Annotated in this window: 25 protein-coding genes; 13 read left to right on the top strand and 12 right to left on the bottom strand. The window is 74.1% G+C overall.

From position 1 onward, the window contains the following. Positions 1-36: 36 nt before the first annotated feature. Entirely contained in the window at positions 37-468 is a 432-nt protein-coding gene (locus AB0O29_RS17355; protein ID WP_365152487.1) for a Rieske (2Fe-2S) protein, read from the bottom strand. 82 nt (positions 469-550) lie between these two features. On the opposite strand from AB0O29_RS17355, the gene AB0O29_RS17350 reads away from it, so the two are divergent. Then, a complete protein-coding gene (locus AB0O29_RS17350; protein ID WP_365152485.1) occupies positions 551-1,435 on the top strand; it encodes a carbohydrate kinase in 885 nt (294 codons plus the stop codon). Here the strand turns inward: AB0O29_RS17350 and AB0O29_RS17345 are convergent. Beyond that, positions 1,425-2,036 (bottom strand): TetR/AcrR family transcriptional regulator, encoded by a 612-nt coding sequence (locus AB0O29_RS17345; RefSeq protein ID WP_365152483.1) that lies wholly within the window; start codon positions 2,034-2,036, stop codon positions 1,425-1,427. The genes AB0O29_RS17350 and AB0O29_RS17345 overlap by 11 nt on opposite strands. Positions 2,037-2,101: 65 nt before the next feature. Between AB0O29_RS17345 and AB0O29_RS17340 the strand changes: the two genes are divergently transcribed. Then, positions 2,102-2,755 (top strand): NAD(P)H-binding protein, encoded by a 654-nt coding sequence (locus tag AB0O29_RS17340; RefSeq protein WP_365152480.1) that lies wholly within the window; start codon positions 2,102-2,104, stop codon positions 2,753-2,755. Positions 2,756-2,972: 217 nt separating this feature from the next. Here the strand turns inward: AB0O29_RS17340 and uvrA are convergent, their stop codons facing one another. After that, positions 2,973-5,909, bottom strand: a complete 2,937-nt coding sequence (gene uvrA, locus AB0O29_RS17335) for an excinuclease ABC subunit UvrA (RefSeq protein WP_365152478.1) — start codon at positions 5,907-5,909, stop codon at positions 2,973-2,975. Between the two features lie 188 nt (positions 5,910-6,097). On the opposite strand from uvrA, the gene AB0O29_RS17330 reads away from it, so the two are divergent. The 3 genes from AB0O29_RS17330 (at position 6,098) to AB0O29_RS17320 (ending at position 8,920) form a co-directional block, all read left to right on the top strand. Then, positions 6,098-6,793 (top strand): maleylpyruvate isomerase family mycothiol-dependent enzyme, encoded by a 696-nt coding sequence (locus AB0O29_RS17330; RefSeq protein WP_365152476.1) that lies wholly within the window; start codon positions 6,098-6,100, stop codon positions 6,791-6,793. Positions 6,794-6,802: 9 nt separating this feature from the next. Beyond that, positions 6,803-7,459 (top strand): MBL fold metallo-hydrolase, encoded by a 657-nt coding sequence (locus tag AB0O29_RS17325; RefSeq protein ID WP_365152474.1) that lies wholly within the window; start codon positions 6,803-6,805, stop codon positions 7,457-7,459. 144 nt (positions 7,460-7,603) lie between these two features. Beyond that, positions 7,604-8,920 (top strand): MFS transporter, encoded by a 1,317-nt coding sequence (locus AB0O29_RS17320; RefSeq protein ID WP_365152512.1) that lies wholly within the window; start codon positions 7,604-7,606, stop codon positions 8,918-8,920. 15 nt (positions 8,921-8,935) lie between these two features. On the opposite strand, the gene AB0O29_RS17315 is transcribed toward AB0O29_RS17320, so the two are convergent. From AB0O29_RS17315 to uvrB, 4 genes are all read right to left on the bottom strand, one after another. Continuing rightward, a complete protein-coding gene (locus AB0O29_RS17315) occupies positions 8,936-9,922 on the bottom strand; it encodes a TerC/Alx family metal homeostasis membrane protein (RefSeq protein WP_365152472.1) in 987 nt (328 codons plus the stop codon). 271 nt (positions 9,923-10,193) lie between these two features. Then, positions 10,194-12,149, bottom strand: a complete 1,956-nt coding sequence (locus tag AB0O29_RS17310) for a TerD family protein (protein WP_365152469.1) — start codon at positions 12,147-12,149, stop codon at positions 10,194-10,196. A 46-nt stretch (positions 12,150-12,195) separates the two neighbouring features. Beyond that, positions 12,196-12,774: a TerD family protein gene (locus AB0O29_RS17305; RefSeq protein WP_365152466.1), complete on the bottom strand. Its 579-nt coding sequence runs from the start codon at positions 12,772-12,774 to the stop codon at positions 12,196-12,198. 77 nt (positions 12,775-12,851) lie between these two features. After that, positions 12,852-14,993: an excinuclease ABC subunit UvrB gene (gene uvrB / locus AB0O29_RS17300; protein ID WP_365152464.1), complete on the bottom strand. Its 2,142-nt coding sequence runs from the start codon at positions 14,991-14,993 to the stop codon at positions 12,852-12,854. A 266-nt stretch (positions 14,994-15,259) separates the two neighbouring features. Here uvrB and AB0O29_RS17295 point away from each other — a divergent pair, with 266 nt between their 5' ends. The 3 genes from AB0O29_RS17295 (at position 15,260) to AB0O29_RS17285 (ending at position 18,250) form a co-directional block, all read left to right on the top strand. Continuing rightward, on the top strand, positions 15,260-16,162 hold the full coding sequence (locus AB0O29_RS17295; protein WP_365152462.1) for a glycerophosphodiester phosphodiesterase family protein: 903 nt from the start codon (positions 15,260-15,262) through the stop codon (positions 16,160-16,162). A 53-nt stretch (positions 16,163-16,215) separates the two neighbouring features. Then, on the top strand, positions 16,216-16,779 hold the full coding sequence (locus tag AB0O29_RS17290) for a methylated-DNA--[protein]-cysteine S-methyltransferase (protein WP_365152460.1): 564 nt from the start codon (positions 16,216-16,218) through the stop codon (positions 16,777-16,779). Positions 16,780-17,002: 223 nt separating this feature from the next. Further along, the gene (locus AB0O29_RS17285; protein WP_365152510.1) at positions 17,003-18,250 is read left to right on the top strand and encodes an MFS transporter; all 1,248 of its coding nucleotides are present in this window, start codon (positions 17,003-17,005) and stop codon (positions 18,248-18,250) included. A 15-nt stretch (positions 18,251-18,265) separates the two neighbouring features. Here AB0O29_RS17285 and AB0O29_RS17280 read toward each other — a convergent pair whose 3' ends face one another. Continuing rightward, on the bottom strand, positions 18,266-18,640 hold the full coding sequence (locus AB0O29_RS17280) for a cupin domain-containing protein (RefSeq protein WP_365152458.1): 375 nt from the start codon (positions 18,638-18,640) through the stop codon (positions 18,266-18,268). Between the two features lie 157 nt (positions 18,641-18,797). Here AB0O29_RS17280 and AB0O29_RS17275 point away from each other — a divergent pair, with 157 nt between their 5' ends. Together AB0O29_RS17275 and AB0O29_RS17270 are read left to right on the top strand one after the other, a co-directional pair. Beyond that, a complete protein-coding gene (locus tag AB0O29_RS17275) occupies positions 18,798-19,730 on the top strand; it encodes a pseudouridine-5'-phosphate glycosidase (protein WP_365152456.1) in 933 nt (310 codons plus the stop codon). Beyond that, positions 19,727-20,620 carry a PfkB family carbohydrate kinase gene (locus AB0O29_RS17270; protein WP_365152454.1) on the top strand — a complete coding sequence of 298 codons (894 nt, stop codon included), beginning with the start codon at positions 19,727-19,729 and terminating at the stop codon, positions 20,618-20,620. Before AB0O29_RS17275 ends, AB0O29_RS17270 begins: the two co-directional genes overlap by 4 nt. A 24-nt stretch (positions 20,621-20,644) precedes the next feature. On the opposite strand, the gene AB0O29_RS17265 is transcribed toward AB0O29_RS17270, so the two are convergent. Next, positions 20,645-21,286, bottom strand: a complete 642-nt coding sequence (locus tag AB0O29_RS17265) for a uridine kinase (RefSeq protein WP_365152452.1) — start codon at positions 21,284-21,286, stop codon at positions 20,645-20,647. Positions 21,287-21,379: 93 nt separating this feature from the next. On the opposite strand from AB0O29_RS17265, the gene AB0O29_RS17260 reads away from it, so the two are divergent. After that, entirely contained in the window at positions 21,380-22,825 is a 1,446-nt protein-coding gene (locus AB0O29_RS17260; protein WP_365152450.1) for a WGR domain-containing protein, read from the top strand. A gap of 141 nt (positions 22,826-22,966) precedes the next feature. On the opposite strand, the gene AB0O29_RS17255 is transcribed toward AB0O29_RS17260, so the two are convergent. Next, positions 22,967-23,338: a cupin domain-containing protein gene (locus AB0O29_RS17255; protein WP_365152448.1), complete on the bottom strand. Its 372-nt coding sequence runs from the start codon at positions 23,336-23,338 to the stop codon at positions 22,967-22,969. A gap of 141 nt (positions 23,339-23,479) precedes the next feature. Between AB0O29_RS17255 and AB0O29_RS17250 the strand changes: the two genes are divergently transcribed. After that, positions 23,480-24,139 (top strand): DUF2293 domain-containing protein, encoded by a 660-nt coding sequence (locus tag AB0O29_RS17250; protein WP_365152446.1) that lies wholly within the window; start codon positions 23,480-23,482, stop codon positions 24,137-24,139. On the opposite strand, the gene AB0O29_RS17245 is transcribed toward AB0O29_RS17250, so the two are convergent. After that, complete coding sequence (locus AB0O29_RS17245) at positions 24,132-24,812, bottom strand: chaplin family protein (protein WP_365152444.1); 681 nt, start codon at positions 24,810-24,812, stop codon at positions 24,132-24,134. The genes AB0O29_RS17250 and AB0O29_RS17245 overlap by 8 nt on opposite strands. Positions 24,813-24,940: 128 nt before the next feature. On the opposite strand from AB0O29_RS17245, the gene AB0O29_RS17240 reads away from it, so the two are divergent. After that, positions 24,941-25,489, top strand: a complete 549-nt coding sequence (locus AB0O29_RS17240; protein WP_365152442.1) for a hypothetical protein — start codon at positions 24,941-24,943, stop codon at positions 25,487-25,489. Here the strand turns inward: AB0O29_RS17240 and AB0O29_RS17235 are convergent. Further along, positions 25,470-26,675 carry an SWIM zinc finger family protein gene (locus tag AB0O29_RS17235; RefSeq protein WP_365152440.1) on the bottom strand — a complete coding sequence of 402 codons (1,206 nt, stop codon included), beginning with the start codon at positions 26,673-26,675 and terminating at the stop codon, positions 25,470-25,472. The genes AB0O29_RS17240 and AB0O29_RS17235 overlap by 20 nt on opposite strands. Positions 26,676-26,812: the final 137 nt, after the last annotated feature.

Raw genomic sequence — 26,812 nt, 5'->3', positions numbered from 1 at the left:
GCCGCCGGATCCCGCCCGGCCCGCGCCGCGCGGCGGTCAGCCCGCGATCAGCTTGCCGTTCTCCGCCTTGACCGGGACGGCCGGGAGCGGCTCGGCGGCCGGGCCCTGCAGCACCTTGCCGGTGGTGACGTCGAAGCGGCTGCCGTGGCAGGGGCAGTTGCCCTCACCCTTGTCGATCTTGTCGAGGACGCAGCCGGCGTGGGTGCACTGGGCGCTGAACGCCTTGTACTGGCCCTCGGCCGGGCAGCTGACGACGACCTTCTGCTCGCGGAAGAGCTTCGCCCCGCCGACGGGGACCTCCGTGACGGCGCCCAGCTCGACCGGCTCCTTGGGGACGGCGGGGCCGCCCGCGCCGCCGCCGCCTCCGGTCGAGCACGCGGCGAGCGAGGCCCCCGCGCCCACGGTCCCGGCGAGCGCGGCGGCGCCCTTGAGGACGGTACGGCGGGCGGCGGGCTGGGACGCGGACATGCGGTTCTCCTGGCACGAGGCGGTGGGCACCGGGCGGGCCCCCCCCGACCATACCGGCGCCGGATGGGATAGCTTCCCCCGCGTGATCGTCGTCGGCGGAGAAGCCCTGATCGACCTCGTGCCCCTGGCGGAGCCGCCGGGCGCGCTGCTGCCCCGGCCCGGCGGCGGACCGTACAACACCGCCCTGGCGCTGGGCCGGCTGGGGGCCGGGGCCGCCTTCTGTTCCCGGGTGTCGCGGGACGGCTTCGGCGAGGTGCTGCTCGCCGGGCTGCGGGCCGCCGGGGTGGACCTCTCGCTGGTGCAGCGCGGGCCCGAGCCGACCACGCTGGCCGTGCCCTCGCTGGCGCCGGACGGTTCGGCGGCGTACGGGTTCTACGTGGAGGGCACCGCCGACCGGCTGTTCACCCTGCCGCCGGCGCTGCCCCCGGGGGCGCGGGCCCTGGCGCTCGGGACCTGCTCGCTGGTGCTGGAGCCGGGGGCGGGCGCGTACGAGGCCCTGCTGCGGCGGGAGTCGGGGCGGGGGCTGCTGACCCTGCTCGACCCCAACATCCGCCCGGCGCTGATCGCGGACCCGGCGGGCTACCGGGAGCGGTTCCTGGCCCGGCTGCCGTACGTGTCCGTGCTGAAGCTGTCCGAGGAGGACGCGGACTGGCTGGGCGGCCGGGTCGGGGACTGGCTGGCGGCCGGGCCCTCGGCCGTGGTGCTGACCCGGGGCGCGGCGGGGCTGACGGTGTGGACGGCGGACGGGGCGGAGTACGGCGCGGCGGCCCGTCCGGTGGAGGTCGTGGACACCATCGGCGCGGGCGACACCGTCAACGCGGCGCTGCTGCACCGGCTCGCCGGGGCGGACCCGGCCGCGGTGGACTGGCCGGACGTCCTGGCCTACGCCGCCCACGCGGCCGCCCTCACCTGTACCCGGGCGGGCTGCGAGCCCCCGTACACGGCCGAGCTCGGGCTCAGCCGATAGCGGCCCACAGGGTCCGGGCGAGCGCGGGGGCGAACTCCTCGACCGGCTGGACCACCTCGGCGCCGGAGAAGTGCAGGAAGAAGGCCCGCTGGAAGCAGGCGCCGAGCAGCAGCGCGGCGGCGGCGCGGGGGTCGGCGTCCGCCCTGAGCCGGCCGGCGTCGAGCTCCCGGCGCAGCCGCCCTTCGAGGGCGTCGCGCACCACGTGCGGGCCCGCGCCGATCTCCTGGACCCCCTCGCGGTGGCGGGTGAGCAGGGCGGGCTCGGCGAACAGCGAGGCGGCCATCGGCATGGCCTCGGCGTAGAACAGCGAGGCGTGCCGGGCGATGCCGGAGAGGGCCTCCCGGAGCGCGTCCCCGCCGGGGCCCGCGTCGGCGTCGAGGGCGGCCATGAGCGGCCCGGCGTTGGGCGTGCGCTCCATCAGCACGCGGACGAACAGCTCCTCCTTGTTGGCGTAGTGCTTGTAGAGCGCCGCCTCGGAGCAGCCGGCCTCGCGGGCGATGGCCTTGGTGGTGGTGTTGGCGAGACCGATGGTGCGCATGAGGGTCTCGGCGGCGTCCAGCAGCCGCTCGGAGGCGGGCCGGGTTGACTTCGGGGTGGGCATTCACTCACCCTAGTGGACACGGGGGTGAGTGAATACTCACCCACCACAGTCGACAGGGGCCCAGGATGAAGATCACGGTGTTCGGAGCGACGGGCGGCGTGGGCCGCGAGGTGGTCCGGCAGGCCCTCGCCGCGGGCCACGAGGTGACGGCGGTCGTCCGCGACCCCGCACGACTGGAGGTGCCGGCGCAGGAGCGGCTGCGGGTGGCGGTGGTGAAGGACCTCACGGACGAGTCGGCGCTGCTGCCGGTCCTGGCGGGGCGGGACGCGGTGGTCTCGGCGCTGGGCTCCGCGAGCAACAAGCAGGCCCGGCTGCACCCGGTCACCGGGCCGGCCCTGCGGTCGGTCGTCGCGGCGATGGAACGGGCGGGGGTCGGTCGGCTCACGGCGGTCAGCGCGGCGCCGCTGGGGCCGGACGCGGAGGGGGACGGGGTGCTCCTGCGGAAGGTGGGCTACCCCCTCCTCCGGTGGGCGCTGCGCGACCTGTACGCGGACCTCGCGGTCATGGAGTCCGCCATCGCGGCGGCGAGCGGGGTGCGGTGGACGGTGGTCCGGCCCCCGCGCCTGCTGAACCGGCCCGGGGCGGGCCGCTACCGGCGCGCCCTCGACGCCAACGTCCCGGGCGGCCGGGTGATCGCCCGCGCGGACGTGGCGACGGCGCTCCTGGACACGCTGACCGACCCGACGACGACGGGCCACGCGGTGGGCGTCGCGGCGTAGGCCCTGGCCGGGCGGGGTCGAGGGTACCGCTGCGCGGGGCCGGTCCCCTACCCGCCCTTCGCCCGTTCCCCGGGGCTCCGCCCCGGACCCCGTTGCGCTCAAACGCCGCGCGGGCTGTCCATAGCCCCGCCGGCGTTTGAGGCGGAAACGGTGAAAGGGCGGGGCGGGGAGAAGGCTCCGCGCAGCGGAACCCCCGACCCCGCCCCCCGGAGACGGGCTACGCCTTGCGGGCCCGGGCGGCCGTCTTCTTCGCCGGGGCGGCCTTCTTCCGCGCGGCCCGGGCCACCGGAACCGGCGCGGCGTCGGAGATCCGCTCCGCCCCCAGGATGTCCCGCAGGAACTTCCCCGTGTGGCTCGCGCCGACCGAGGCGACCTGCTCCGGCGTGCCCTCCGCGACGACGAGACCGCCGCCGTAGCCGCCCTCCGGGCCCATGTCGACGACCCAGTCCGCCGTCTTGATGACGTCCAGGTTGTGCTCGATGACGATCACCGAGTTCCCCTTGTCCACCAGCCCCGACAGCACCTTGATCAGCTTCGAGATGTCCTCGAAGTGCAGACCGGTCGTCGGCTCGTCCAGCACGTACACCGTCCGCCCCGTCGACCGCTTCTGCAGCTCCGACGCCAGCTTCACGCGCTGCGCCTCACCGCCCGACAGGGTCGGCGCCGACTGGCCGAGGCGGACGTAGCCCAGTCCGACCTCCGTGAGCGTCTTCAGGTGCCGCGCGATGGTCGGGACCGCCTCGAAGAAGTCCAGCGCCTCCTCGATCGGCATGTTCAGGACCTCGGCGATGGACTTGCCCTTGTAGTGGACCTCCAGCGTCTCCCGGTTGTACCGGTCGCCGTGGCAGACCTCGCAGGGGACGTAGACGTCCGGCAGGAAGTTCATCTCGATCTTGATCGTGCCGTCACCGGAGCAGTTCTCGCACCGGCCGCCCTTGACGTTGAAGGAGAAGCGCCCGGGCAGGTAGCCGCGGACCTTCGCCTCCATCGTCTCCGCGAAGAGCTTGCGCACGTGGTCGAACACACCCGTGTACGTCGCCGGGTTGGACCTCGGCGTCCGGCCGATCGGCGACTGGTCGACATGGACGACCTTGTCGACCAGGTCGTCCCCGTCCACCCGCGTGTGCCGCCCCGGCACGGACCGCGCGCCGTTCAGCTCGCGCGCCAGGTGCGTGTACAGGATGTCGTTGACCAGCGTGGACTTGCCGGAGCCCGATACGCCCGTGACCGCCGTGAGGACGCCCAGCGGGAAGGACACGTCGATGTCCCGCAGGTTGTTCTCCTTGGCCCCGTGGACGGTGAGCCTGCGCTCCGCGTCCACGGGCCGGCGCACGTCCGGCACGGGGATGGACTTCTTGCCGGACAGGTACTGGCCGGTCATCGACTCGGTGTTCTTCAGCAGCTCCTTCAGCGAGCCGCTGTGCACCACCTTGCCGCCGTGCTCGCCGGCGCCCGGGCCGATGTCCACGACCCAGTCGGCGACCTTGATGGTGTCCTCGTCGTGCTCGACGACGATGAGCGTGTTGCCCATGTCCCGCAGCCGCACCAGCGTCTCGATCAGCCGGTGGTTGTCGCGCTGGTGCAGGCCGATGGACGGCTCGTCCAGCACGTACAGCACGCCGACCAGGCCGGAGCCGATCTGCGTCGCGAGGCGGATGCGCTGGGCCTCGCCGCCCGACAGGGTGCCGGCGGCGCGGTTGAGGGAGAGGTAGTCCAGGCCCACGTCCACGAGGAAGCGGAGCCGCTCGTTGACCTCCTTGAGGACCCGCTCGGCGATCTTCTTGTCGCGGGCGTCGAGCTTCATCCGGCCCAGGAAGTCCGCGCACTCGCTGATCGACATCGCGGCGACCTCGGCGATGGACCGCTCCATCACCGTCACCGCGAGCACGATCGGCTTGAGCCGGGTGCCCTCACAGGTCGGGCAGGGCACCTCGCGCATGTAGCCCTCGAAGCGCTCGCGGCTGGCGTCGCTCTCGGACTCGGAGTGCCGCCGCTTGACGAACGGGACGGCGCCCTCGAAGGCCGTGGTGTAGGCGCGCTCGCGCCCGTACCGGTTGCGGTAGCGGACCTCGATCTGGGTCTTGTGCCCGTACAGCAGGGCCTTCTTGGCCCGCTGCGGCAGCCCGGCCCACGGGATGTCGGTGCGGAAGCCCAGCTCGCCGGCGAGCGCGCCGACCAGCCGCTGGAAGTAGTCCTTGGTGTGCCCGAGCGACCAGGGCGAGACGGCGCCCTCGTCCAGCGACTTGTCCTCGTCCGGGACGATCAGCTCCGGGTCCACCTCCATGCGCGTACCGATGCCGGTGCACTCGGGGCAGGCGCCGAAGGGCGAGTTGAAGGAGAAGGAGCGCGGCTCCAGCTCCTCGAAGGACAGGTCGTCGTACGGGCAGTAGAGGTGCTCGGAGTACATCCGCTCACGCTCGGGGTCGTCCTCGGCGAGGTCGACGAAGTCCAGGATCACCATGCCGCCGGAGAGGCCGAGGGCGGTCTCCACGGAGTCCGTGAGCCGGCGCTTGGCGCTGTCCTTGACGGTGAGGCGGTCGACGACCACCTCGATGGTGTGCTTCTCCTGCTTCTTCAGCGTGGGCGGCTCGGAGAGCTGGATCGTCTCGCCGTCCACCCGGGCCCGGCTGTAGCCCTTGGTCTGGAGGTCGGCGAAGAGGTCGACGAACTCGCCCTTGCGCTCGCGGACCAGCGGGGACAGCACCTGGAAGCGGCTGCCCTCGGGCAGCGCGAGGACCTTGTCGACGATCGCCTGCGGCGACTGCCGGGAGATCGGGCGGCGGCACTCGGGGCAGTGCGGCTTGCCGATGCGGGCGAAGAGCAGGCGGAGGTAGTCGTAGACCTCGGTGATGGTGCCGACGGTGGAGCGCGGGTTGCGCGAGGTCGACTTCTGGTCGATCGAGACGGCCGGGGAGAGGCCCTCGATGAAGTCGACGTCGGGCTTGTCCATCTGCCCCAGGAACTGGCGGGCGTACGACGAGAGCGACTCGACGTAGCGGCGCTGGCCCTCGGCGAAGATCGTGTCGAAGGCCAGGGAGGACTTGCCCGAGCCGGAGAGTCCGGTGAAGACGATGAGGGAATCGCGGGGCAGGTCGAGCGAGACGTTCTTCAGGTTGTGCTCGCGAGCGCCACGAACGATGAGACGGTCGGTCACGCCGGTCCGCACCTTTCTTGAGAGAGCGGGGGCACGGGCCCCCGGCTGTCCAGCGTATGGGGGGCGCCTCTGCGATGGAGTCGGTCTGGACTTCCGAGCGTATAGCACGCACATTCGATTTACGGCACGCGCAAGAGGGCTTCACCCGATCGTGTGGCGGAGGCCGCCGGGCCACTACGCTCGGATCCATGACTGATCATGTGCACGACCTGGCCTCTGTACGTGAAGCCACGGAACGGCTGCTGAACGCGGTCGCGAAACTGGACAACGCCTCCCTCTCCGAAGAGTCACACCTCCCGGGATGGACCCGCGGCCACATCCTGGCCCACCTGGCGCGCAACGCCGACGCCCTCGTCAACGTCTTCGAGGGCCGCCCCATGTACGAGAGCGCCGCCGCCCGGGACGCGGACATCGAGCGCGACGCCGGCCGGTCCCTGGAAGAACACCTGACGGACCTCCGTGATTCCGGGGCCCGCTTCCTCGCCACCACCGAGCCCGACCAGGACTGGCGGCGCACGGTCGAGCTGCGCAACGGCGTCACCGACCTGGCGGCGAACGTGCCGTTCCGCCGCCTCGTCGAGGTCGAGCTCCACCACGTCGACCTGAACGTCGGCTACGAGCTCTCCGACCTCCCGGAGGAGTTCGCCGACCGGGAGATCGCCTTCCTCGCCGACCGCTGGTCCGGCCGCCCCGACGTCCCGCCGGTGACCCTCCGGTTCCCGGACGGCGCGGTCGTCGCGCGCACGGGCGGCGCCGAGGGCACCCCGGTGGTCCTCGGCGGCGCGCGGGACGAGCTGCTCGGCTGGCTGGCCGGCCGCGGCGCCAAGGGCGCCCACCTGACCGTCGAGGCCGGCGACGCCGTGCCCGAACTCCCCGCGCTCTAGGATTCCGACATGACGTACAGCGGAGCGGTGAAGGTCGGCGGTCCCGCCGACGTGCACGAACTCGCGGACCTGATGATCTCGAAGGTCGCCGTGGGTTCCATGAACAACAACGCGTACCTGCTGCGCTGCCGGGCCACCGGCGAGCAGCTCCTGATCGACGCGGCGTCCGAGCCGGAGACGCTGCTGAACCTGATCGGTGACGACGGCATCGCCTCCGTCGTCACCACCCACCAGCACGGCGACCACTGGGGCGCCCTCCGGGAGGTCGTCGACGCCACCGGCGCGCGGACCTACGCGGGCGCCTACGACGCCGAGGGCATCCCGGTCCCCACGGACGTCCCGGTCCAGGACGGGGACGTGATCACCGTCGGACGGGTCTCGCTGACCGCCCGCCACCTGGTCGGCCACACCCCCGGCTCCATCGCCCTGGTCTACGACGACCCGCACGGGCACCCGCACGTGTTCACCGGCGACTGCCTCTTCCCGGGCGGCGTGGGCAACACGTGGGGCGACGCGAAGAACTTCGCCAGCCTGATCGACGACGTCGAGACCAAGATCTTCGGGCAGCTGCCGGACGAGACCTGGGTCTACCCGGGCCACGGGAACGACACCATGCTCGGCACCGAGCGCCCCCACCTCGCGGAATGGCGCGAGCGCGGCTGGTGACCCGCGTGCGCATGTGCCGCCGTCAACACCGTGCGGCCATGCGCTCCTTCCGGTCGACCTCGACCGAACGCATGTCCCGAGGGGGCGGGCTGGGGTAGTTGCTGCACCATGCGACACCACCCCTCCCCGCCCTCCGCCCCCTCGATGCTGCGGCTCGCCCTTGCCTCCCTGGTCGGCACCGCCATCGAGTTCTACGACTTCTTCGTCTACGGCACGGCCGCCGCCCTGGTGCTCGGCCCGCTCTTCTTCCCCTCGTTCTCCCCGCTCGCGGGCACCCTCGCCGCCTTCGGCACCTTCGGCGTCGGCTTCCTCGCCCGCCCGCTGGGCTCCGTCGTCTTCGGGCACGTCGGCGACCGCTACGGGCGCCGTCCGGTGCTGCTCGCCTCGCTGCTGGTGACGGGCCTGGCCACGGTGGCGGTGGGGTGCGTGCCCTCGTACGCCTCCATCGGGATCGCCGCGCCCGTCCTGCTGCTCCTGCTGCGCTTCCTCCAGGGGCTCGGGCTCGGCGGGGAGTGGGGCGGGGCGGTGCTGCTGACCGCCGAGCACGCCCCCGAGGGCCGGCGCGGGCTGTGGTCGAGCTTCCCGCAGATGGGCCCGGCGACCGGGTTCCTGCTGGCCAACGGGCTGACGCTGACCCTGTCCGGTCTCCTGAGCGACGCGGAGTTCAGCGCCTGGGGCTGGCGGGTGCCGTTCTGGTGCGCCGGCCTGCTGGCGCTGGCCGGGCTGTGGCTGCGCCGGTCGGTGGAGGAGACCCCGCAGTTCCGGGCCCTCACGGAGACCGGCCGGCGGGCCGAGGCCCCGCTGCCGGAGGTCCTGCGCGGCCACTGGCGGCTGCTCCTGCTGACCGGCGGGGCGATGTCGGTCGGGTACGCCGTCTTCTACGCGGTGACCACCTGGTCGCTGGCCTACACCACCGGGCGCCTGGGCATGGACCGCACGCTGATGCTGGCGGTGGTGATGGCCGCCGTCCTGCTGAAGGGGCTGGTGACGGCCCCGCTGGCGGCGCTGGGCGACCGCTGGGGGAGGCGGCCGATGTGCCTCGCGGGCAGTGCGGCCTGCGCGGTGTGGATGTTCCCGTTCGTGGCCCTGCTGAGCAGCGGGGACCCGCTGCTGGTGACGGTGGGCTGCGTGGGCGCCCTGCTGGCGATGGTCCTGATGTACGCGGTGGTCGGCGCCTACCTGCCCGAGCTGTACGCGCCGCGGATCCGCTGCACCGGCGCGGCCGTCGGCTACAACCTGGGCGGGCTGCTGGGCGGCGCCCTGACCCCGGTCGTGGCGACGGCCCTGGCGGCCGGGTCCGGCGCGCCGTGGGGCGTGGCGGTGTACCTGACGGCGGTCGCCCTGCTCAGCCTCGGCTGCTTCGCCCTGCTCCCGGAGACCGCCCCGGCTCCGGCGCGGGCCCGGGGCGGTACGGGTGCGGACGCGGGAGCGGGGGCGGCCGAAGCGGCCGCCCCCGCGTAGCGTCCCGGGACCGGGTCAGGCGTCGACGCTCCGGGTCGGCTCGGCGGCGGCTTCGGCCGCCGCCTGCTTCTTGGAGGCGATCAGGCTGGTGATCGTGGTGATCACCAGGACGCCGCAGATGACGCCCAGGGAGACCGGGATGGAGATCTGCGGGACGTGCACCCCGGACTCGTGCAGGGCGTGCAGCACCAGCTTCACGCCGATGAAGCCGAGGATCACGGACAGGCCGTAGCTGAGGTGGACCAGCTTCTTGAGCAGGCCGCCGATGAGGAAGTACAGCTGGCGCAGGCCCATCAGGGCGAAGGCGTTGGCGGTGAAGACGATGTACGGGTCCTGGGTGAGGCCGAAGATCGCCGGAATGGAGTCCAGGGCGAAGAGGACGTCGGTGGTGCCGATGGCGAGCATGACCACCATCAGCGGGGTCAGGACGCGCTTGCCGTTGTCGCGGATGAAGAGCTTGGTGCCGTGGTAGCGGTCGGCGACGCCGAACTTCTTCTCGATGGACTTGAGCAGGCGGTTCTCCTCGAACTCGTCCTCCTCCTCGTCCTTGCGGGCCTCCTGGATCAGCTTCCAGGCGGTGTAGATCAGGAACGCGCCGAAGATGTAGAAGACCCACGAGAAGGTGGTGATGATCGCGGCGCCGGCGGCGATGAAGATCGCGCGCAGGACGAGGGCGATCAGCACGCCGACCAGCAGGACGCGCTGCTGGAGGTGGGAGGGCACCGAGAACTTCGCCATGATCAGGACGAAGACGAAGAGGTTGTCCACGCTCAGGGACTTCTCGGTGATGAAGCCGGCGAAGAACTCCTGGGAGGCCTGGCCGTTGCCGAAGAACAGCAGGCCGAGGCCGAAGAGGGCGGCGAGGACGATCCAGACGACCGTCCAGATGCCCGCTTCCTTGAGGGACACGTCATGGGGCTTGCGGCCGATGAAGAAGTCGGCGCCGATGAGGATGCCCAGACCGACGATGGTCAGCACCCATAGGGTCAACGAAACGTCCACGGTATTCACGCCTCCGGCGGATGGCTCAGCACATGGTCAGCGTCATCGCTGCCGGAGGTCTCTTCCACCCGGGCGGCTCGCGGGCCGCGGGCCGGCGCCCCGGGATTACTCCGTTCGAATGAACCGAGTGATCCGTATTGACGGGCACGCCGCGCAGGAAATAGCAGGAATACTCCCCTCCGCAGGTCTCAGGGTACCCGCGGAGGGGGTCAAAGGTAAAGGGATCACCAAGGACGGGTCAGCCGATGGTCATCGACCGGTCATGGGGCGCCTATCGACCGGCGGCCCGGCGGGCCCGCGCGACACGCTCCAGGGTCTGGTCGAGGACCCGGCTGCCCTGCGGGGGCAGGTCCGGTTCGAAGGTCCAGGCGTGCTGCACCCAGGGGTCGGCGAGATGGTGGTCCGGCACGGGCGACAGCCGCATCAGCGAGCGCCACAGGGGGTCCAGCAGCGGCCCGTACGCGGAGGCCTCGTCGCGGTCGGCGACCATCAGCAGGTGCACGCCGGCCGAGGGGCCCTCGTCGGCCAGGTAGCGCAGCCGGGTGACGGCGCGGTCGTCGAAGCCGTGCGGGAAGTCGTGCACGATGAGCAGCTGCTCGGCCGGGTCGAGGTCCGGGGGCAGGTCCTCGGGCGCTCCGGCGCGCAGCGCCATCTGTACGAGGTCCACCCGGCGGGTCAGCCGCTCCAGGGTCTCGGCGACCCCGGCGGCCCCGGCGGCGGGCGGCGACGCGAGCACCCCGGCGGCCACGAGCGGGGCGAGCGCGGCCGCGCCGGCCCCGGCGGCGTCGATGACGTGGACGGAGAACCGGTCGGCGGGGTGGACGGCGAGCAGCCGGGCGGCGTGGGCGACGGCCATGTCCATGGCGGCGCGGCGCAGCCGGTCGGTGTCCATGGCCATGGCGGCCTCGGAGCCGGTGCGGCCGTTGTCGATCCACAGGCCGCGCTCCATGGGGAGCCGCATCAGCATGGGGATCTTCAGGCCGGGGCTCTCGGGCAGGCTGAGGTCGCCCAGGCGCAGGGCGAGGGGGCCTTCCCCGGGGGTGTGGCCGCCGTGCCAGACGGGGTTGTCCCAGCGGGCGTAGGCGGCCGGCAGCGCGGGCTCGACCACGTCGGACTCGGCGGTGAGCTGGGCGAGGTCGCGGTCGAGGACGGCGCGGGCCTGGGCGACGAGGTCGTCGCGGCGGGCCCGGGCGGCCTCGCGGGCGTCGCCGCCGGCGCCGCCGAGGCGGTGGCGGGGGTCGGACAGGGCCTCGTCCAGCTCGCGGTCGAGGCGGGAGTCGGCGAAGTCGACGGCGCCGCGGTAGGCGGCGACGGTGCGGGCCAGGTCCTCGAACATGCCCCAGACCTGGTTGTAGAGCCGCTCGTCCATGGACCAGCCGGTGGCGTCCCCGGCGACGGGGACGGGGGGCGCGTCGGGGTCGGCGGGGGCCGGGGCGGGGCGGGGCGCCGGTTCGGGTGCCTCGGCGGTGGTGCGGCGGCGGCGCGGGTGGGCGTAGTCGACGGTGGGCCGGCCCTCGGCGGGCCCGGCGGTGGCGGGTGCGGGGCCGGGCGGGCCGGCGTGGGGGGTGGCGGGGGCCTGGAGGGGCTCCGGCTGGGGGGCGGCGGCCGCGGCCGGGTGCGGGGCGGCGTCCCGGCCCCGGGCGTGCGGCGGGGAGGCGAGCGAGGGCTCGGCCTCTCCGCCGGGTCCGGCCGTGCGCAGGGCCTCGGCGGCCAGGGCGGCGGCCTCGGGGGCGGCCAGTCCCCCGTCGGCGAGGAGGGCCGCGAGTCCGTCCGCGTACCCCTGGCCGACGGCCCGGACCTTCCAGGCGCCCTGGCGGCGGTAGAGCTCCAGGGCGGTCAGGGCGGTCTCGGCGTCGAGGTCGGTGAGGGCGAAGGCGGCGAACCCCTCCCCGCCCGGCTCGGCGACCACCACGTGCGGTGCGGGGACGGCCCCGAAGCGCGCCGGGCCGCCGGGGGGCAGGACGAGGAGCACGCCGATGCTGTGGACCTCGGGCGCGACGGCGTCGAGGTCGACGGCGAGGGCGTGCCGGCCGGCGGCTTCGCCGGGCACCCGGATCCCGGGCAGGGCGGGGGCGCCCGGGTGCGCCAGGGCGTCCGGGCCGCGGAGCCGTCCGCGCTCGTCGGCCAGCGAGGCCAGTGCGAGCAGGGCGGTTCCCGCGGTGACCCTGACCTCCACCGTGCCGTGGGGCACGGGGTGGTTCTGCCCCCGGACCAGTTCGGCCGTCATCGTGCAGCCCCTCCCCCGTGCGTTGTTCTCTTGTTCCCCGTCGTGCTTACAGGTGCGGCAGGATCGCCGGCATCAGGTCCTGGAAGGTCCGGCCGTTGGCCGGGTTGCCGAGGGCCGTCATCTGCCAGCCGCTGCCGGCCCGGGACACCTTCGCCATGATCTGCGCGGTGTACTGGCCGCCGCCGTCGAGGGTGTAGCGGGCCAGTTCCTGGCCGTTGGTCTCGTCGACGATGCGGCAGAACGCGTTCTGCACTTCCTGGAAGGTCTGGCCGGTGAACGAGTTCACCGTGAAGACGATCGTGTCGATGTGCACCGGCACGCGCTGGAGGTCGACGAGGATGGCCTCGTCGTCGCCGCCCTGGCCGACGCCTCCGACGAGGTTGTCACCGGTGTGGCGGACCGAGCCGTCGTCGCTCTGCAGGTGCCGGAAGAACACCACGTCCACGGGCTGCTTGTCGGCGAACAGCACCGCCGAGGCGTCCAGGTCGATCTCGCGGGTGCGGGAGCCGAACAGCCCCCGGCGCTTGGCCGCCTGCCAGCCGAGGCCCATCCGGACCGCGGTCAGCGTGCCGCCGCCCTGCTTCTCCAGGCTGATGGCCTGACCCTTGGTCATGTTGACCGTCACGCGCGTCCCCTCTCCATAGCCTCCCCCAGGCAGCGTGTACCTGCGGCTGTGCCCACACCCTACTGACCGCCCCGGGGTCAGGCGAGGCCCGCTTCCCGCATCTGCCGGAGCTCCTTCTTGAGCTCGCCCACCTCGTCCCGGATACGGGCCGCGACCTCGAACTGGAGCTCGGCGGCCGCCCCCCTCATCCGTTCGGTCATCTGCTCGATGAGGTCGGCCAGTTCGGCTGCGGGACGGTCCGTGGGCACCTCGGCGGCCTTCGCCCCCTTGGCCCCCTTGCCGCCCGCGGCCCGGCCGGCCGCGCCCAGCGCCGGGACCGGGGCCTTGGCGCCCTTGCCGTCCTTGGACTGCCGGTAGCCGGTGCCGAGCAGCTGCTCGGTGTCGAGCTCCTCGCGGGCGATGGTGGCGACGATGTCGTTGATCTTCTTGCGGAGCGGCTGCGGGTCGATCCCGTTGGCCGTGTTGTACGCGACCTGCTTCTCGCGACGCCGGTTGGTCTCCTCGATGGCCTTCTCCATCGCCGGGGTCATCCGGTCCGCGTACATGTGGACCTGGCCGGAGACGTTGCGCGCGGCACGGCCGATGGTCTGGATGAGGGAGGTCCCGGAGCGCAGGAAACCCTCCTTGTCGGCGTCGAGGATCGCCACGAGCGACACCTCGGGCAGGTCGAGGCCCTCGCGCAGCAGGTTGATGCCGACCAGGACGTCGTACTCGCCGGCGCGCAGCTCGCGCAGCAGCTCGATGCGGCGCAGGGTGTCGACGTCGCTGTGCAGGTAGCGGACCTGGATGCCGAGCTCCAGGAAGTAGTCGGTGAGGTCCTCGGCCATCTTCTTGGTGAGGGTGGTGACCAGGACCCGCTCGTCCTTCTCCACCCGCTGCCGGATCTCGTGGACCAGGTCGTCGATCTGGCCCTCGGTGGGCTTGACGACGACCTCGGGGTCGATGAGGCCGGTGGGGCGGATGATCTGCTCGACGAAGCCGTCGCCTCGGGAGAGCTCGTAGTTCCCGGGGGTGGCCGACAGGTAGACCGTCTGGCCGATCCGCTCCTGGAACTCCTCCCACTTCAGCGGCCGGTTGTCCAGGGCGGAGGGCAGCCGGAAGCCGTGGTCGACGAGGGTCCGCTTGCGGGAGGCGTCGCCCTCGTACATGGCGCCGATCTGCGGCACGGTGACGTGCGACTCGTCGATGACGAGGAGGAAGTCCTCGGGGAAGTAGTCGATCAGGGTGTTGGGCGCCGAGCCGCGCTCGCGGTCGTCCATGTGCAGCGAGTAGTTCTCGATGCCGGAGCAGGAGCCGATCTGGCGCATCATCTCCAGGTCGTAGGTGGTGCGCATGCGCAGCCGCTGGGCCTCCAGCATCTTGCCCTGCTTCTCCAGCTCGGCGAGGCGCTCGGCCAGCTCGGCCTCGATGCCGCGGACCGCCTTCTCCATGCGCTCGGGGCCGGCGACGTAGTGGCTGGCGGGGAACACGTACAGCTCGCGGTCCTCGCTGATGACCTCGCCGGTCAGCGGGTGCAGGGTGGAGAGGGCCTCGATCTCGTCGCCGAACATCTCGATGCGGACGGCCAGTTCCTCGTAGACCGGGAAGATCTCGATGGTGTCGCCGCGCACCCGGAAGGTGCCCCGGGTGAAGGCCACGTCGTTGCGGGTGTACTGGATGTCGACGAAGCGGCGCAGCAGCTGGTCCCGGTCGGTCTCCTCGCCCACCTTGAGCGGGACCATCCGGTCCACGTACTCCTGCGGGGTGCCGAGGCCGTAGATGCAGGACACGGAGGCCACGACGATCACGTCACGCCGGGTGAGCAGCGAGTTGGTCGCGGAGTGGCGCAGCCGCTCCACCTCCTCGTTGATCGAGGAGTCCTTCTCGATGTAGGTGTCCGACTGCGGAACGTAGGCCTCGGGCTGGTAGTAGTCGTAGTACGACACGAAGTACTCGACGGCGTTGTTCGGCAGGAGCTCGCGGAACTCGTTCGCCAGCTGTGCGGCGAGGGTCTTGTTCGGCGCCATCACCAGGGTCGGGCGCTGGAGCTTCTCGATCATCCAGGCGGTGGTCGCCGACTTGCCGGTGCCGGTGGCACCGAGCAGGACGACGTCCTTCTCACCCGCGCGGATGCGCTTCTCCAGCTCGGCGATGGCCGCCGGCTGGTCGCCGCTGGGCTGGTAGGGGCTGACGACCTCGAAAGGCGCCACCGTGCGTTCGATCTTCGATACGGGCCGCATGAGTCCACCGTACGGCCCCCCACTGACACTCGGGCGCGCGCACGCGCCCCGCACCCGTCCGGGGGCCGCGCCGGGCCCCCGAGGGGTCCGTCGGACGGAGCGGGCCTCCTCCTTTCTGGTCCGTTTGTCGTAGTTCGGTGGCGTCCGTGTGATCCGCGAGCCCATGATCGCGGGGAACGCTCCGCCGTGAAGTGCACAGCCACAACGACTGCCGGTCCGCACCCGTCTGACGCAGGAACAGGGCTCACGACCCGAGGAGAACGCACATGTACGTCCGATCCGCCGCCGCGGCAGCCGCCGCCTTCCTGGGCTTCACCCTGACCCTGCTGGGCGGGGCGACGTCGGCCGCCACCCCCGGGCCGGGACCCGCCACCGGCGCGACGGGGCTCCTGGGTCCCACCGTGTACGCCCACCGGGGGGCCTCCGCGTACGCCCCCGAGAACACCCTCGAAGCGATCGACCTGGCGATGCGGCTGGGCTTCGACTGGGTCGAGAACGACGTCCAGCGGACCAGGGACGGCGAGCTGGTGGTGATCCACGACGACACCCTGGCCCGCACCACCGACGCCGAGCAGGTCTTCCCCGACCGCAAGCCCTGGCGGGTCAAGGACTTCACGGCGGCGGAGATCGCCCGGCTGGACGCGGGCAGCTGGTTCTCGCCGCGCTTCGCCGGAGCCCGGGTGCCGACGCTGCGCGCCTACATGGAGCGGGTCCAGCAGAACCGGCAGAAACTGCTGCTGGAGATCAAGAAGCCGGAGCTCTACCCCGGGATCGAGGAGCAGACGCTGGGGCTCCTGGACGGGATGGGCTGGCTCGACGAGAGCCACGTCGCGCGCCGCCTGGTGGTGCAGAGCTTCAGCGCCGACTCCGTGCGGATCGTGCACCGGCTGCGCCCGGACCTGGTCACCGCCTTCCTGGGCACCCCGGCCGTGGCCGACCTGCCCCGGTACGCGGAGTTCACGGACCGGATCAACCCGTGGCACACGACGATCTCGGCGGACTGGGTGAAGGCGGTGCACGGCCTCCGGGGGGCGCACGGCAGGACCATGGAGGTGGACACCTGGATCGTGGACGACGCGCCCACGGCCCGCAAGGTCCGCGACATGGGGGTGGACGGGATCATCACGAACGCCCCGGACGTCGTACGGGGGGCCGTGGGCGGCTTCTAGCCCCGGCGGGCGGTGCGGGCGGAGCTGTCAGTGGGGGGCCGTACCGTGGAGGCGTGGACAGCACCGAGCGGCCGCGCGGGCCGCACCTCGAATGGACCGTCCTCCCCAGCGAGATCGGTCCCCTGCTCCTGGCCGCGACCCCCGAGGGGCTGGTCCGGGTGGAGTTCCACGCCGGGCCGGACCGGGTCGGCCGGATGATCGACTCCCTGGTCTCCCGGCTCGGCGCCGACGCCTGGCGGCCGGACCCGGGCCGGGAGGTCCTGCTGGCGGAGCCGATACGCCAGCTGGAGGCGTACTTCGCCGGTACGCTGCGCCGCTTCGACCTGCCGCTGGACTGGCGGCTCAGCTCCGGTTTCAACCGCCAGGTGCTGCTGGAGCTCGACCGCTCGGTGCCCTACGGCTCGGTGGTCGGGTACGGGGAGCTGGCGGCCCGGGTCGGGCAGCCGGGGGCGGCCCAGGCCGTGGGCAACGCCATGGGGTCGAACCCGCTGCCGCTGGTGGTGGCCTGCCACCGCGTGGTGGAGAACGACGGCGGCATCGGGGGCTTCGGGGGCGGCCTGGAGGCCAAGCGGACCCTGCTCGCGCTGGAGGGCGTCCTCCCGCGGCCCCTCTTCTAGGCCGTCTCTTCCGGATCTTGCCCGGCCGCTACCGCCCGGTTCCCCCGGGCGGTAAGGGGTGGGACACTGCGGCGGTGACTACTCCCGCCGCCTGCGGCCCCGCCGCGCACGGTTTCGCCCCGGACCTCCCGCCCGCGTGCCCGCGACGGGGGTGTCCGGCGTGAGCGCCTCCCCCGCGACCCCGCCCGCCGCCTCCCCCGCCGCCCGGGGAGCCGCCTCGCCCGTGACCGCCGCCGAGCTGCCCCGGATCCAGCGCCGGATCACCGCGGTGCTGATCGCCGGCCAGATGCTGGGCGGCCTGGGCGTGCCCATCAGCATCGCGCTGGCCCCCGTACTGGCCACCGAGATCAGCGGCACCGAGGCCCTGTCCGGGTTCGCCTCCACCGCCGCGGTGATCGGCACCGCCCTGGTCTCCCTGCCGCTCGCCGCCCTGACCACCGCCCGGGGGCGCCGGGCGGGGCTGCTGGCCGGGTACGCGATCGGCACGGTCGGGGCCGGCCTGGTCGTGCTGGCCGCCGCCGTGAAGAGCTTCCCGCTGCTCATGGTGGGCATGGCCGCCTTCGGCGCCGCCTCCTCCGCCAACCTCCAGGCCCGCTTCGCCGCCGCCGACCTCGCCGCCCCCGACCGGCGGGCCCGCGCGATCTCGGTGGTCGTCTGGGCCTCCACCATCGGCGCGGTGCTCGGCCCCAACCTCTCCGCCCCGGCCAGCGACAGCTTCGCCGGCACCTCCATACCCCAGACGGCGGGGCCCTTCGTATGGGCCGCCGCCGTCTTCGTCCTCACCGGCACCCTGCTCGGCGTCCTGCTGCGGCCGGACCCGCTGCTGACCGCGCGGGCGCTGGCCGCGCCCGGCGAGGAGTCCCGCCAGGGCCGCTCGCTGCGCGCCGGGATCGCCGCCGTCAAGGCCTCGCCCCGGGCCCGGCTCGCGCTGCTCACCGTCGCGGTGTCGCACACCACCATGGTCTCGATCATGGTGATGACCCCGGTCGACCTCGGCCACCACGGCGCCGGCCTCAAGCTGGTCGGACTGGTGATCAGCGGGCACATCGCGGGCATGTTCGCCTTCTCGCCCGTCATGGGCTGGCTCGCCGACCGGCTCGGCCGGTTCTCCGTGATCGGCCTCGCGGCCGGGCTGCTCTCGATGGCCGCCCTGCTCGCCGGTACGGCCGGCGGTAACCACGCCCAGAGCGCGGCCGGCCTCTTCCTGCTCGGCCTCGGCTGGTCCGCCGGCATGGTCTCCGGCTCGGCGCTGCTCACCGACTCGGTGCCGCAGCCCGCGCGGGCCGCCGTACAGGGCCTGAGCGACCTGACGATGAACGCGGCGGCGGGGCTGGGCGGCGCGGCCGCCGGCCTGGTCATGTCCCAGGCCGGCTACGGCTGGCTGAACGCCATCGGCGCCGCGCTGCTGCTGCCGATGGCGGGGCTGGCCCTGTTCACCGCCCGGCGCGACCGGGTGGCCGCCGCCCGGTAGCGCGCCGGGGAGCCGTCAGAGGTTGATGTGGTAGGCCTTGCGCAGGGTCTCGTGGACCGTCCAGGTGGTCTTGTCGCCCTCGCGGAGCACGCAGGCGGAGCCGGGACCGAGCTCCAGCGTCGCACCGCCCTCGACCTCGACGGTGGCGCGGCCTGCGACGACCACGAACAGCTCGTCGGCCTCGGTGTCGGTGACCACCCCGGGGGTGATCTGCCAGATGCCCCGGATCTGGGAGCCGTCCTCGGACTCCCACAGCACCCTGCCCGTCACCACGGGGGTCCCGGAGAGGATCTGCGCGGGGTCGAGGTCCTCGGCCTCCAGCTCGGCGTCGGGGACGTCGACGACGGAGACGGCGAAGGAGGCGGGGGCGCTGTGGTCACTGGTGCTCATGGTGCGCCAGCCTAGGGCGGCCGCGCCGGCCACGGGGTGATCAGAGCGTCCAGCGCGGACGCGGCGCACACGTCATTCCGTCGAGCCGGGGGGCGGCTTCGCGCCGGAGTGGGAGGGGCGCGTTTGGGGGCGCGCGTCCCGTGCCATGGATGGGGACATGCCACAGCACAGAGCATCCGAGGTCCCGGTCCTGTCGGAAGAGGTGCGCGAGGCGCTCGCCGCGCGCCGGCCCGTCGTCGCGCTGGAGTCGACGATCATCGCCCACGGCCTGCCCCGGCCCCGCAATCTGGCGGTGGGTCTGGAGCTGGAGGACCTCGTACGCACGGAGGGCGCGGTCCCGGCGACGATCGCGGTGGTCGACGGGGTGGCGTACGCGGGCCTGGACAAGGCCCGCCTGGAGCGGATCGCGGCGGGCGGGGACGTGCGCAAGCTCGGCCACCGCGACCTGGCCCCGGCCCTCGCCGCGGGTGCCACGGGCGCGACGACGGTCTCGGCGACGGCCCTCCTGGCCGCGCGGGCCGGCCTGCGGGTCTTCGCCACGGGCGGGCTGGGCGGCGTGCACCGGGAGTTCGCGCGGACCCAGGACGAGTCGGCGGACCTGTCGCTGCTGGCGCGGACCCGGATCACGGTGGTGTGCGCGGGCGTGAAGTCGATCCTGGACGTGCCCGCCACGCTGCAGCGGCTGGAGACCCTCGGCGTCGGGATCGTCGGCTACCGGACCCGCGCCTTCCCGGGCTTCTACCTGGCCGACTCCGGCGAGCCGGTCGACTGGACGGTGGAGCGGCCGGAGGAGGTGGCGGAGGTGATGGCCGCCCAGGACGCCGTCGCCGGGCCGGAGTCGGCCCTGGTGGTGGCCAACCCCGTCGCCGCGGCGGACCAGTTGGACCCCGTCCTGCACGACCGGGTCCTCGCGGAGGCCCTGGCCGAGTGCCGGGAGCGCGGGATCGCGGGGCAGGCGGTGACTCCGTTCCTGCTGGAGTACCTGGTCCGGGCGACCGGCGGGGCCTCGCTGGAGGCGAACCTGGCGGCGGTACGGGGCAACGTGCGGCTCGGGGCCCGGATCGCGGCGGCGTGGGCGGCCCGGGCGTGACGGGGGCACCGGGGGCGCTGCTGGTCGTCGGGGACGTGGTCACGGACGTGGTGGCGGTGCACCGGGAGCCCCTTGCCCCGGCCACCGACACCGCCGCCCGGATCCGCACCCTGCCGGGCGGCGCCGGAGCCAACGCGGCCTGCTGGGCGGCCCGTACGGGCACCGCCGAGGTACGGCTCCTGGCCCGGGTGGGCTGCGAGTCGGCGCGCTGGCACGAGCGGGCGCTGGTCGACGCGGGGGTGCGGCCCAGGCTGGTGGTGGACCCGGCCGAGCCCACCGGGACGGTGGTGGCGCTGGTCGGGGCGGACGCGGAGCGGACGTTCCTGACGGACAGCGGGGCCTCGCTGCGGCTGTGCCCCGCCGACTGGGCGCCCGCGCTGCTGGACGGCGCGGCCCATCTCCACCTGTCCGGCTACCTGTTCTTCGCGGAGCCCAGCCGCGAGCTGGCCCTGGTGGCGCTGCGGGCCGCGCGCACGCGGGGGGTGCCGGTGAGCGTGGACCCCGCCTCGGCGGGGTTCCTGGCGGGGCTGGGCCCCGAGGCCTTCCTGTCGGCGGTGGCGGGGGCCGCCGTCCTGCTGCCGAACGAGGACGAGGCCCGGCTGCTGGCGGGCCTCCCGGACACGGCCGCGGCCGCCGAGGCCCTCAGCCGGCGGGTGCCGCTGGTGGTGGTGACGCGGGGCACGGGCGGGGCGCTCGTCGCCGAGGGCGGCCGGATCACGGCCGAGGTCGGGGCGGAACCGGTGGACGCGGTGGACACCACGGGCGCCGGCGACGCCTTCACCGGCGCCTTCCTGGCGGCCCGCCTCACGGGTGCCGACCCGGCCGCCTCCGCCCGCGCGGGCTGCCGCGCGGCGGCCCGCGCGATAACCCGCCTGGGCGGCCGCCCCTGACCCGCACGGCGGCAGCCGGGTCCGCTACGCGGGGCGGAGGCCGGTCCAGGCCGGGTGGCGGGGGTCGTCCGCCCGGACGTGGGCGTCCGCCGCCGACGCCGGGTCCGTCTCGCGCGCGTAGCGGGCGAACGCCGGGAGGGTCCAGTGGTCGGCGGGCGGCGTGCGCCGGGCCAGCGCGCCCTGCGAGAGGCTGATGTGCACGCTCAGGTCGAAGGGGAACCACTGCCCCAGCAGCAGCGGCCCGTGCACGATCAGGACCCCGCCCGCCGGGAGTTCGACGTACGGGCTGCGCGTGGCCCGGTCGGTGACCGGGTCCCACAGGTCCGGCAGGACGCGGCCGCTGCCGTCAGGGTCCGTCGGCGCGAAGACCTCCCGCCACAGCGCGCCCGTGTCGTACCAGCCTCCGAGGTACGCGTCCACGTCCTGCCGTCCGAACTCGAACCGCAGCGAGGCCGGCCGCAGGAACCCCCCGGCCGCCACCACCAGGGCGGAGCGCCCGCGCTGCCGCAGGGCTTCGGCCAGTTCGCCCGCCAGCACCCCGGTGCCGGCCGCCGGCGCCCCGTCGACGCCCACGCGCTGCCATGCGCCGCCCTCCGGGGGCGGCGCGTCGAGGTGGCCGGCGAGCCGCTCGGCCATCCGCTGCCAGGTGATCGCTTCCAGCTTCACCAGCCCATTGTCAGTGGTCGCCCTTAGCGTTTTTCACGAGGGATCACCGGCGGACAGGAGCCGGCGGCCCGACTCTTGGGGGAGGGGTCTGTCATGGCTCGGGAGACGACGTACCTGGAGCTGTCGCAGGAGGACGGCGCCGCGCACAAGTTCTACGAGGTGACCCTCGACGGCCTCGCCGTCTCCGTGCGCTACGGCCGCATCGGTGCGGCCGGCCAGCTGCAGAGCTCGTCGTTCCCGACGGTGGAGAAGGCCCGGGCGGCCGCGGCCAAGAAGATAGGCGAGAAGGTCCGCAAGGGGTACGCGCCGGCGGTGCGGGGGGCGCGGGCCGCGCGGTCGGTGACCCGCCGCCAGGTGGCGTCTGCCCCGTCGACGGCCCGCGCGGTGGCTCCGGTGCTGTGGCGGTTCCGCACCGGCTCGGCGGCCTTCGGCATCCACGTGGACGAGGACCGCTGCTGGGTCGGCAACCAGGCCGGTGACGTCTACACCGTCAGCCACGGCGGCGAGGTGCTCGCCCGGTACTCCCTGCCGGACGGGGTGAAGTGCCTGGTCGCCGACGAGTTCTGGATCTACGCGGGCTGTGACGACGGCACGGTGTACGACCTGTCGTCCAAGGTGCCGTTCGGCGCGTACGGCATAGCGGCCGATGTCGACATCTACTGGCTCGACATCCACGAGGGCGTGCTCAACGTCTCGGACGCGAACGGCGGCCTGACCGTCATCGACCACGAGGACGAGCACCAGTGGTCGCGCAAGTCCGCCGGCGGGGGCGCCTGGATGGTCCGGGCGGACGAGCGGGCGGTGTACCACGGCCACAGCGGCGGAGTCACGGCCTACGCGGCGGACGGCACGGGCCAGTTGTGGCACACGCGGACGCCCGGCGGGGTGCTGTTCGGCTGGCAGGAGCGGGACGCGGTGTACGCGGGGACGGTGCGCAACACCGTGCAGCGGCTGTCGAAGGCGACGGGCGCGGTCGAGGCCTCGTACCCGTGCGACGCGGCGGTCTACTCCTGCGCGACGTCGCCGGACGGCCGGCACGTCTTCGCGGGTGACTCCTCGTCCTCGGTGTACTGCTTCGACGCCGACGGGCGCCGGCTGTGGAAGCTGGGCACGGGCGGGGGTTCCGCGCTGTCGATGCAGTACCTGGACGAGCGGCTCTACCTGGTGACGACGGACGGCTCGCTGGTGTGCGTGGACGCGAGCGAGGCGGCGATCGCGGCGGCCCAGCGGGGTTCCGTGCCGACCGCCGTGGACGTGAAGTCGGCCGCGGCGCTCCCGGTGTTCACCCCGGCGGCCTCGCCCGCGGCGGTGGCGACGGTCTCGGTGGCCGCGGCCCCCTCGGGCGGCGTGGTCGTCGAGTGCGTGCAGGTGGGCGGGCGGATGCGGGTGCAGGTGGTGTCGGACGGCTTCGAGCCGAGCTGGAACGTGCAGTTCCCGCGCGGCATCCGGGAGGACGGGGCCCGCTACGTGGTGGACGGGCTGCACGCGGCGAGCGGCGGCTTCTACCGGGTCCGCGGGGAGATACGCCGGCTGGTCTGACCGGCCGCCGGGGCCGGTACCGCCCCGCGCGGGGGCGGTGCCGTGGTGGACGGGGGTCTCCACGGCACCGCGCCCGGGCGGGGTGCGTGACCGGTCGCGGGATGCGCCGTGGGAGCCGTCGGGGGGCGGCGCCCGGGGCGGTCAGGGGGTGTGGTCCGGGCAGCCGCAGGGGGTGGCGCCCGGCGGGGGCGCGGCGGGGACGGCCCAGGGGGCGTCGTCGGGGAGTGCGCAGGTGATGTGGAGGACGACGGGGGCGGCGGCGAGGTTGCGGCCGAGGTGGACGTGGTCGTCGCCCTCGGGTTCGACGAAGGTGTCGCCGGCGGTGTGGACCTCGACGGCGCCGTCGCCCAGGATCCGGGTGAGGGTGCCGGAGGCGACGACCGCCATCAGCGGTACGAGGTGGTAGTGCCAGCCGGTGCAGCCGCCGGGGGGTATGACGACCTCCCGGCCCGTGAGGTCCGCGGGGACCCTCGTTCCCGGGAGCCGTTCCCTGGTCGCCTGCCGTCCGCCCATGTGCTCTCCTCCACGGGCTCACCTGCGGCCCTCGGCGGCTCACGCTAGGTGGAGGTCACCAGGTCCGGACAGATTTTCGGAATACCCAATAACCCTTCTCCACAAGGTGATATGGGGTCCGGTCGGCGGTATCACAACGGCATGAGTCTCGTCGTCTTCGAGTCACTGAGGCCGATCCACTGCGCCGAGTGCCGGCGGGGCCCCCTGCGGCACGTCGTCCGCGAGTCCGGGGTGCCCCGCTGCCTGGACTGCGCCGATCTCGGGCACCTCGTGTACCTGCCGCGCGGGGACGCGGCGCTCACCCGCCGGGCGCGGGAGGCCAGTTCGCTGTCGGCCGTCGTCGTGCGCCGGCACCGGGGGCGCCGGCGCTACGAACGGCAGGGGCTGCTGGTCGAGGACGCCGCCCTGGCCCGCGCCGAGCGGGCCTGCCTGGCGGACGCCGAGGCCCGGGCCCGGCGCCGGCAGCGGGACCGGCTGCGCCGGGCGGCCCAGGACGTCCGGTTCACGGCGGCGTTCGCCGCCGAGATCCTGCGGCTGTTCCCGGGCTGCCCGCCCGAGCGGGCGCGGGCGATCGCCGCCCACGCCTCGCTGCGCGGCAGCGGCCGGGTCGGCCGCACGGCGGCGGGCCGGGCCCTGGACGGGCAGGCGGTGTCGATGGCGGTCCGGGCGGCCGTGCGCCACACCGACACCGAGTACGACGCGCTGCTGATGGCGGGCGTGCACCGGTTCGAGGCCCGCGCCCGGCTGGCCGCGCGGATCGACGCGATCCTCGACGGCTGGCGCGCGGCGCCCGTCAGCTGACGCGGAAGCGGCGGTAGAGGAGCACCCCGCCGAGGAGCAGGGCGCCGCTGCCGGACAGCAGGTAGCCCAGCCCGTCGGACCCGGTGTGGGCGAGGGCCGAGGTGTCACCGGGCGGCAGGGACGGCGCCGGCGGGGTGACCGGCCGCTCGGCGACCGGGGGCAGCGGCTGGGGCTGGGCCGGCTTGCCGCCGGTGGGGGTCTCGCCGTTGACGGAGGTGTTCCCGTGGGAGCCGTTGCCGGCGCCGACGACGCTCACCGAGTTGCCGCTGACGTTGAGCGGGAGATCGACGGGCAGCTGGATCCCGTTGCCGGACAGCACCCCCGGCGAATCCTTTCCGCGCCCTTCCGCCTGGGCCCCGCCCCCCTGGCCGGACCCGGGTTTCCCGGGATGGGAGGGCCTCGGATCGGGATGGCCGCCGTCCGGGGCCGCGTTGGTACAGCGGTTGCCCGCGGCCGGGTTGAGCACGCCGGCCACGCTCACGGTGTTCCCGCACACGTTCACCGGGACGTGCACCGGCAGCTGGACCAGGTTCCCCGAGAGCAGACCCGGCGAACGCCCGGCGGAGCCGCCCGCGTCCGCGTCGGCGTGGGCGAGACCGCCCACGCCCGCCACCGCCAGCCCGCCACCCACGGCCATCGCCGCGATCACACCGTTCCGACGACTGAGACGCATCGGCTTTCCTGCCTTCCGGAGGGGTTGCACGGGCGTCGCGCCCGTACCGGAGACAACGCGGTGAACCCGTTCGGGTTATAGAGCCGGTAGGCATTTCACTCCATCGTGTACTGGGTAATGCCTACCTCATGACTGAACGACCACTGCTCCTGCTGGACGTGGACGGCCCGCTGAACCCCTTCCGGTCCCTCTCCGCGGGCCTGCGCGGCTACACGAGCCACCGCATGCGCCCGGACGTCTGGCTCTCCTACCGCGACCCGGAGTCCCGCCGCGCCCGGCGGGGCGTGCGGGTGCGCCTCCACCCCTCGCACGGCGCCCGCCTGCTGGCCCTGCCCTTCGAGCTCACCTGGGCCACCGCCTGGACGCACCAGGCCAACTCCCTGATCTCCCCGCACATCGGGCTGCCCGCCGACCTGCCCGTCGTCGACTGGCCGGTGCTCTTCGCCCGGGACCCGGACGGCCTCTCCTGGAAGACCCGCCACCTCCTCGAATGGGCCGCCGGACGCCCCTTCGCCTGGGTCGACGACATGATCACCCCACAGGACCGGGCCTGGGTCAGCGCGCACCACCCGGCCCCGGCCCTGCTGCTGCGCGTCCTGCCCCGGCACGGCCTGCGCGAGCGCGATTTCGCCGCCCTGTCCTCCTGGGCGGCCGGGCTCAGCCCCGCAGGGCGCTGACCGGGTCCGGGGACGGGCGGCCGGTGGGCCACCAGTCGTCCGTCCCGGGACGGGACTCGTACGCGTACCAGAGCCCCTCGCGGCCGAGCCGCAGCTGGCGGGTGCGGTCCGTGAGCCGGTTGCGCTCGGGGCGGAAGGAGCCCAGGCCCGCGGCGAGCAGGGCGGGACGGGCCCGGTCGAAGGGACCGGCCGGCGGGTCCCACGGCTCGTCGAGGACGGTCAGCGCGGGCAGCCCGCCCTGCCTCCAGGCGGCGGCCGCCCGGGCCAGGTCGGTCGTGGTCCGCCCGGTGGCCCGGGCCAGGTCGCGGTAGAGGGCGCGGGCGGCTCCGGTGAGGCCGGCCGTCGGGTGCGCGGAGGCCAGCCGGACGGCGTCCTGCCACAGGCCGAGCCCGCCGATCGGGTCCTCGCCCGTGGTGAGCAGGGCCAGGGCGCGGGCGGCGGCGTCGGTCGCGAGCTGCTCCAGGGCCAGCGGGTCCGGGGCCGCCGGATCGGACGGGTAGGCGGGCGGCGCGCCCCCCCCCGCGGGCGCGGGGGGCGGGGCGGGCAGCGGGGGCAGGACGCGGCGGTCCACCGCCGCGCGGGCCGGGACGCCGGGGAAGTCCGGTGCGGCGTCGGGCCGTTCCCGCGCGGCGTGGGCGGCGTTGCGCCGGGCCAGGTCGTCGAGGAGCTCGCGCTCGCCCCGGCCGCGCAGGAGCAGCAGGACGAACGGGTCGGCGTCGAGGAGGCGGGCCGCCCGGTAGCAGAGGGCGGCGGCGTGCTTGCAGGGCGGCCGCGCCGGGTCCGGGCAGGAGCAGCGCGCCCCGAGCTCGCCCACGCCGGGCAGGATCCGCCCGGCGAGGGACTGCGGGACCTCCCGCTCCAGCAGGGCGGCCAGCGCGGCGGGATCGGCCGCCACCGCCTCCAGCACCTCGGCCCACTCGGAGTCCGTGAAGGCGCCCAGGGTCAGCTCCGTGCGGTACGGGCGGACCCGGCTGCCCCGGACGTAGGCCACGATCCGGCCGGGGGTGACGGTGACCGCGTCGACGTGGCCCTCGGCCGCGTAGGCGCGGCCGCGGGCGAGCCGGGCGGCATCAGGAGCGCGCTCCTCCAGGGCGCGCACCCAGGCCCGGCCCCACCAGGTGGCCGCCTCCACCCCGGCGGGGACGGTCTCGAACGTGCGGCGGCGGTCGTCCCGCGCGGTGATCATCCGGGCCTCCGCAGCGAGACGAGGTCGGCCAGCTGACGGTCGGTGAGTTCGGTGAGGGCGGTCTCGCCGGTGCCGAGGACGGCGTCGGCGAGGGCGCGTTTGGTTTCGAGGAGTTCGGCGATGCGGTCTTCGACGGT

The organism is Streptomyces sp. NPDC089915 (genome assembly GCF_040684675.1).
Lineage (GTDB): Bacteria > Actinomycetota > Actinomycetes > Streptomycetales > Streptomycetaceae > Streptomyces.
Note: the sequence above shows the minus strand (reverse complement) of the source record. Positions and strands in the feature narration are given on the sequence as shown.

What these genes read in the sequence shown, in the direction of transcription:
- AB0O29_RS17355 (WP_365152487.1), bottom strand. Translation starts at nt 468, where the DNA reads ATGTCCGCGTCCCAGCCCGCCGCCCGCCGTACCGTCCTCAAGGGCGCC.
- AB0O29_RS17295 (WP_365152462.1), top strand. Translation starts at nt 15,260, where the DNA reads ATGTACGTCCGATCCGCCGCCGCGGCAGCCGCCGCCTTCCTGGGCTTC.
- AB0O29_RS17250 (WP_365152446.1), top strand. Translation starts at nt 23,480, where the DNA reads ATGAGTCTCGTCGTCTTCGAGTCACTGAGGCCGATCCACTGCGCCGAG.
- AB0O29_RS17330 (WP_365152476.1), top strand. Translation starts at nt 6,098, where the DNA reads ATGACTGATCATGTGCACGACCTGGCCTCTGTACGTGAAGCCACGGAA.
- AB0O29_RS17235 (WP_365152440.1), bottom strand. Translation starts at nt 26,675, where the DNA reads ATGATCACCGCGCGGGACGACCGCCGCCGCACGTTCGAGACCGTCCCC.
- AB0O29_RS17260 (WP_365152450.1), top strand. Translation starts at nt 21,380, where the DNA reads ATGGCTCGGGAGACGACGTACCTGGAGCTGTCGCAGGAGGACGGCGCC.
- AB0O29_RS17310 (WP_365152469.1), bottom strand. Translation starts at nt 12,149, where the DNA reads ATGACGGCCGAACTGGTCCGGGGGCAGAACCACCCCGTGCCCCACGGC.
- uvrB (WP_365152464.1), bottom strand. Translation starts at nt 14,993, where the DNA reads ATGCGGCCCGTATCGAAGATCGAACGCACGGTGGCGCCTTTCGAGGTC.
- AB0O29_RS17240 (WP_365152442.1), top strand. Translation starts at nt 24,941, where the DNA reads ATGACTGAACGACCACTGCTCCTGCTGGACGTGGACGGCCCGCTGAAC.
- AB0O29_RS17325 (WP_365152474.1), top strand. Translation starts at nt 6,803, where the DNA reads ATGACGTACAGCGGAGCGGTGAAGGTCGGCGGTCCCGCCGACGTGCAC.
- AB0O29_RS17275 (WP_365152456.1), top strand. Translation starts at nt 18,798, where the DNA reads ATGCCACAGCACAGAGCATCCGAGGTCCCGGTCCTGTCGGAAGAGGTG.
- AB0O29_RS17345 (WP_365152483.1), bottom strand. Translation starts at nt 2,036, where the DNA reads ATGCCCACCCCGAAGTCAACCCGGCCCGCCTCCGAGCGGCTGCTGGAC.
- AB0O29_RS17320 (WP_365152512.1), top strand. Translation starts at nt 7,604, where the DNA reads ATGCTGCGGCTCGCCCTTGCCTCCCTGGTCGGCACCGCCATCGAGTTC.
- AB0O29_RS17245 (WP_365152444.1), bottom strand. Translation starts at nt 24,812, where the DNA reads ATGCGTCTCAGTCGTCGGAACGGTGTGATCGCGGCGATGGCCGTGGGT.
- AB0O29_RS17340 (WP_365152480.1), top strand. Translation starts at nt 2,102, where the DNA reads ATGAAGATCACGGTGTTCGGAGCGACGGGCGGCGTGGGCCGCGAGGTG.
- AB0O29_RS17255 (WP_365152448.1), bottom strand. Translation starts at nt 23,338, where the DNA reads ATGGGCGGACGGCAGGCGACCAGGGAACGGCTCCCGGGAACGAGGGTC.
- AB0O29_RS17280 (WP_365152458.1), bottom strand. Translation starts at nt 18,640, where the DNA reads ATGAGCACCAGTGACCACAGCGCCCCCGCCTCCTTCGCCGTCTCCGTC.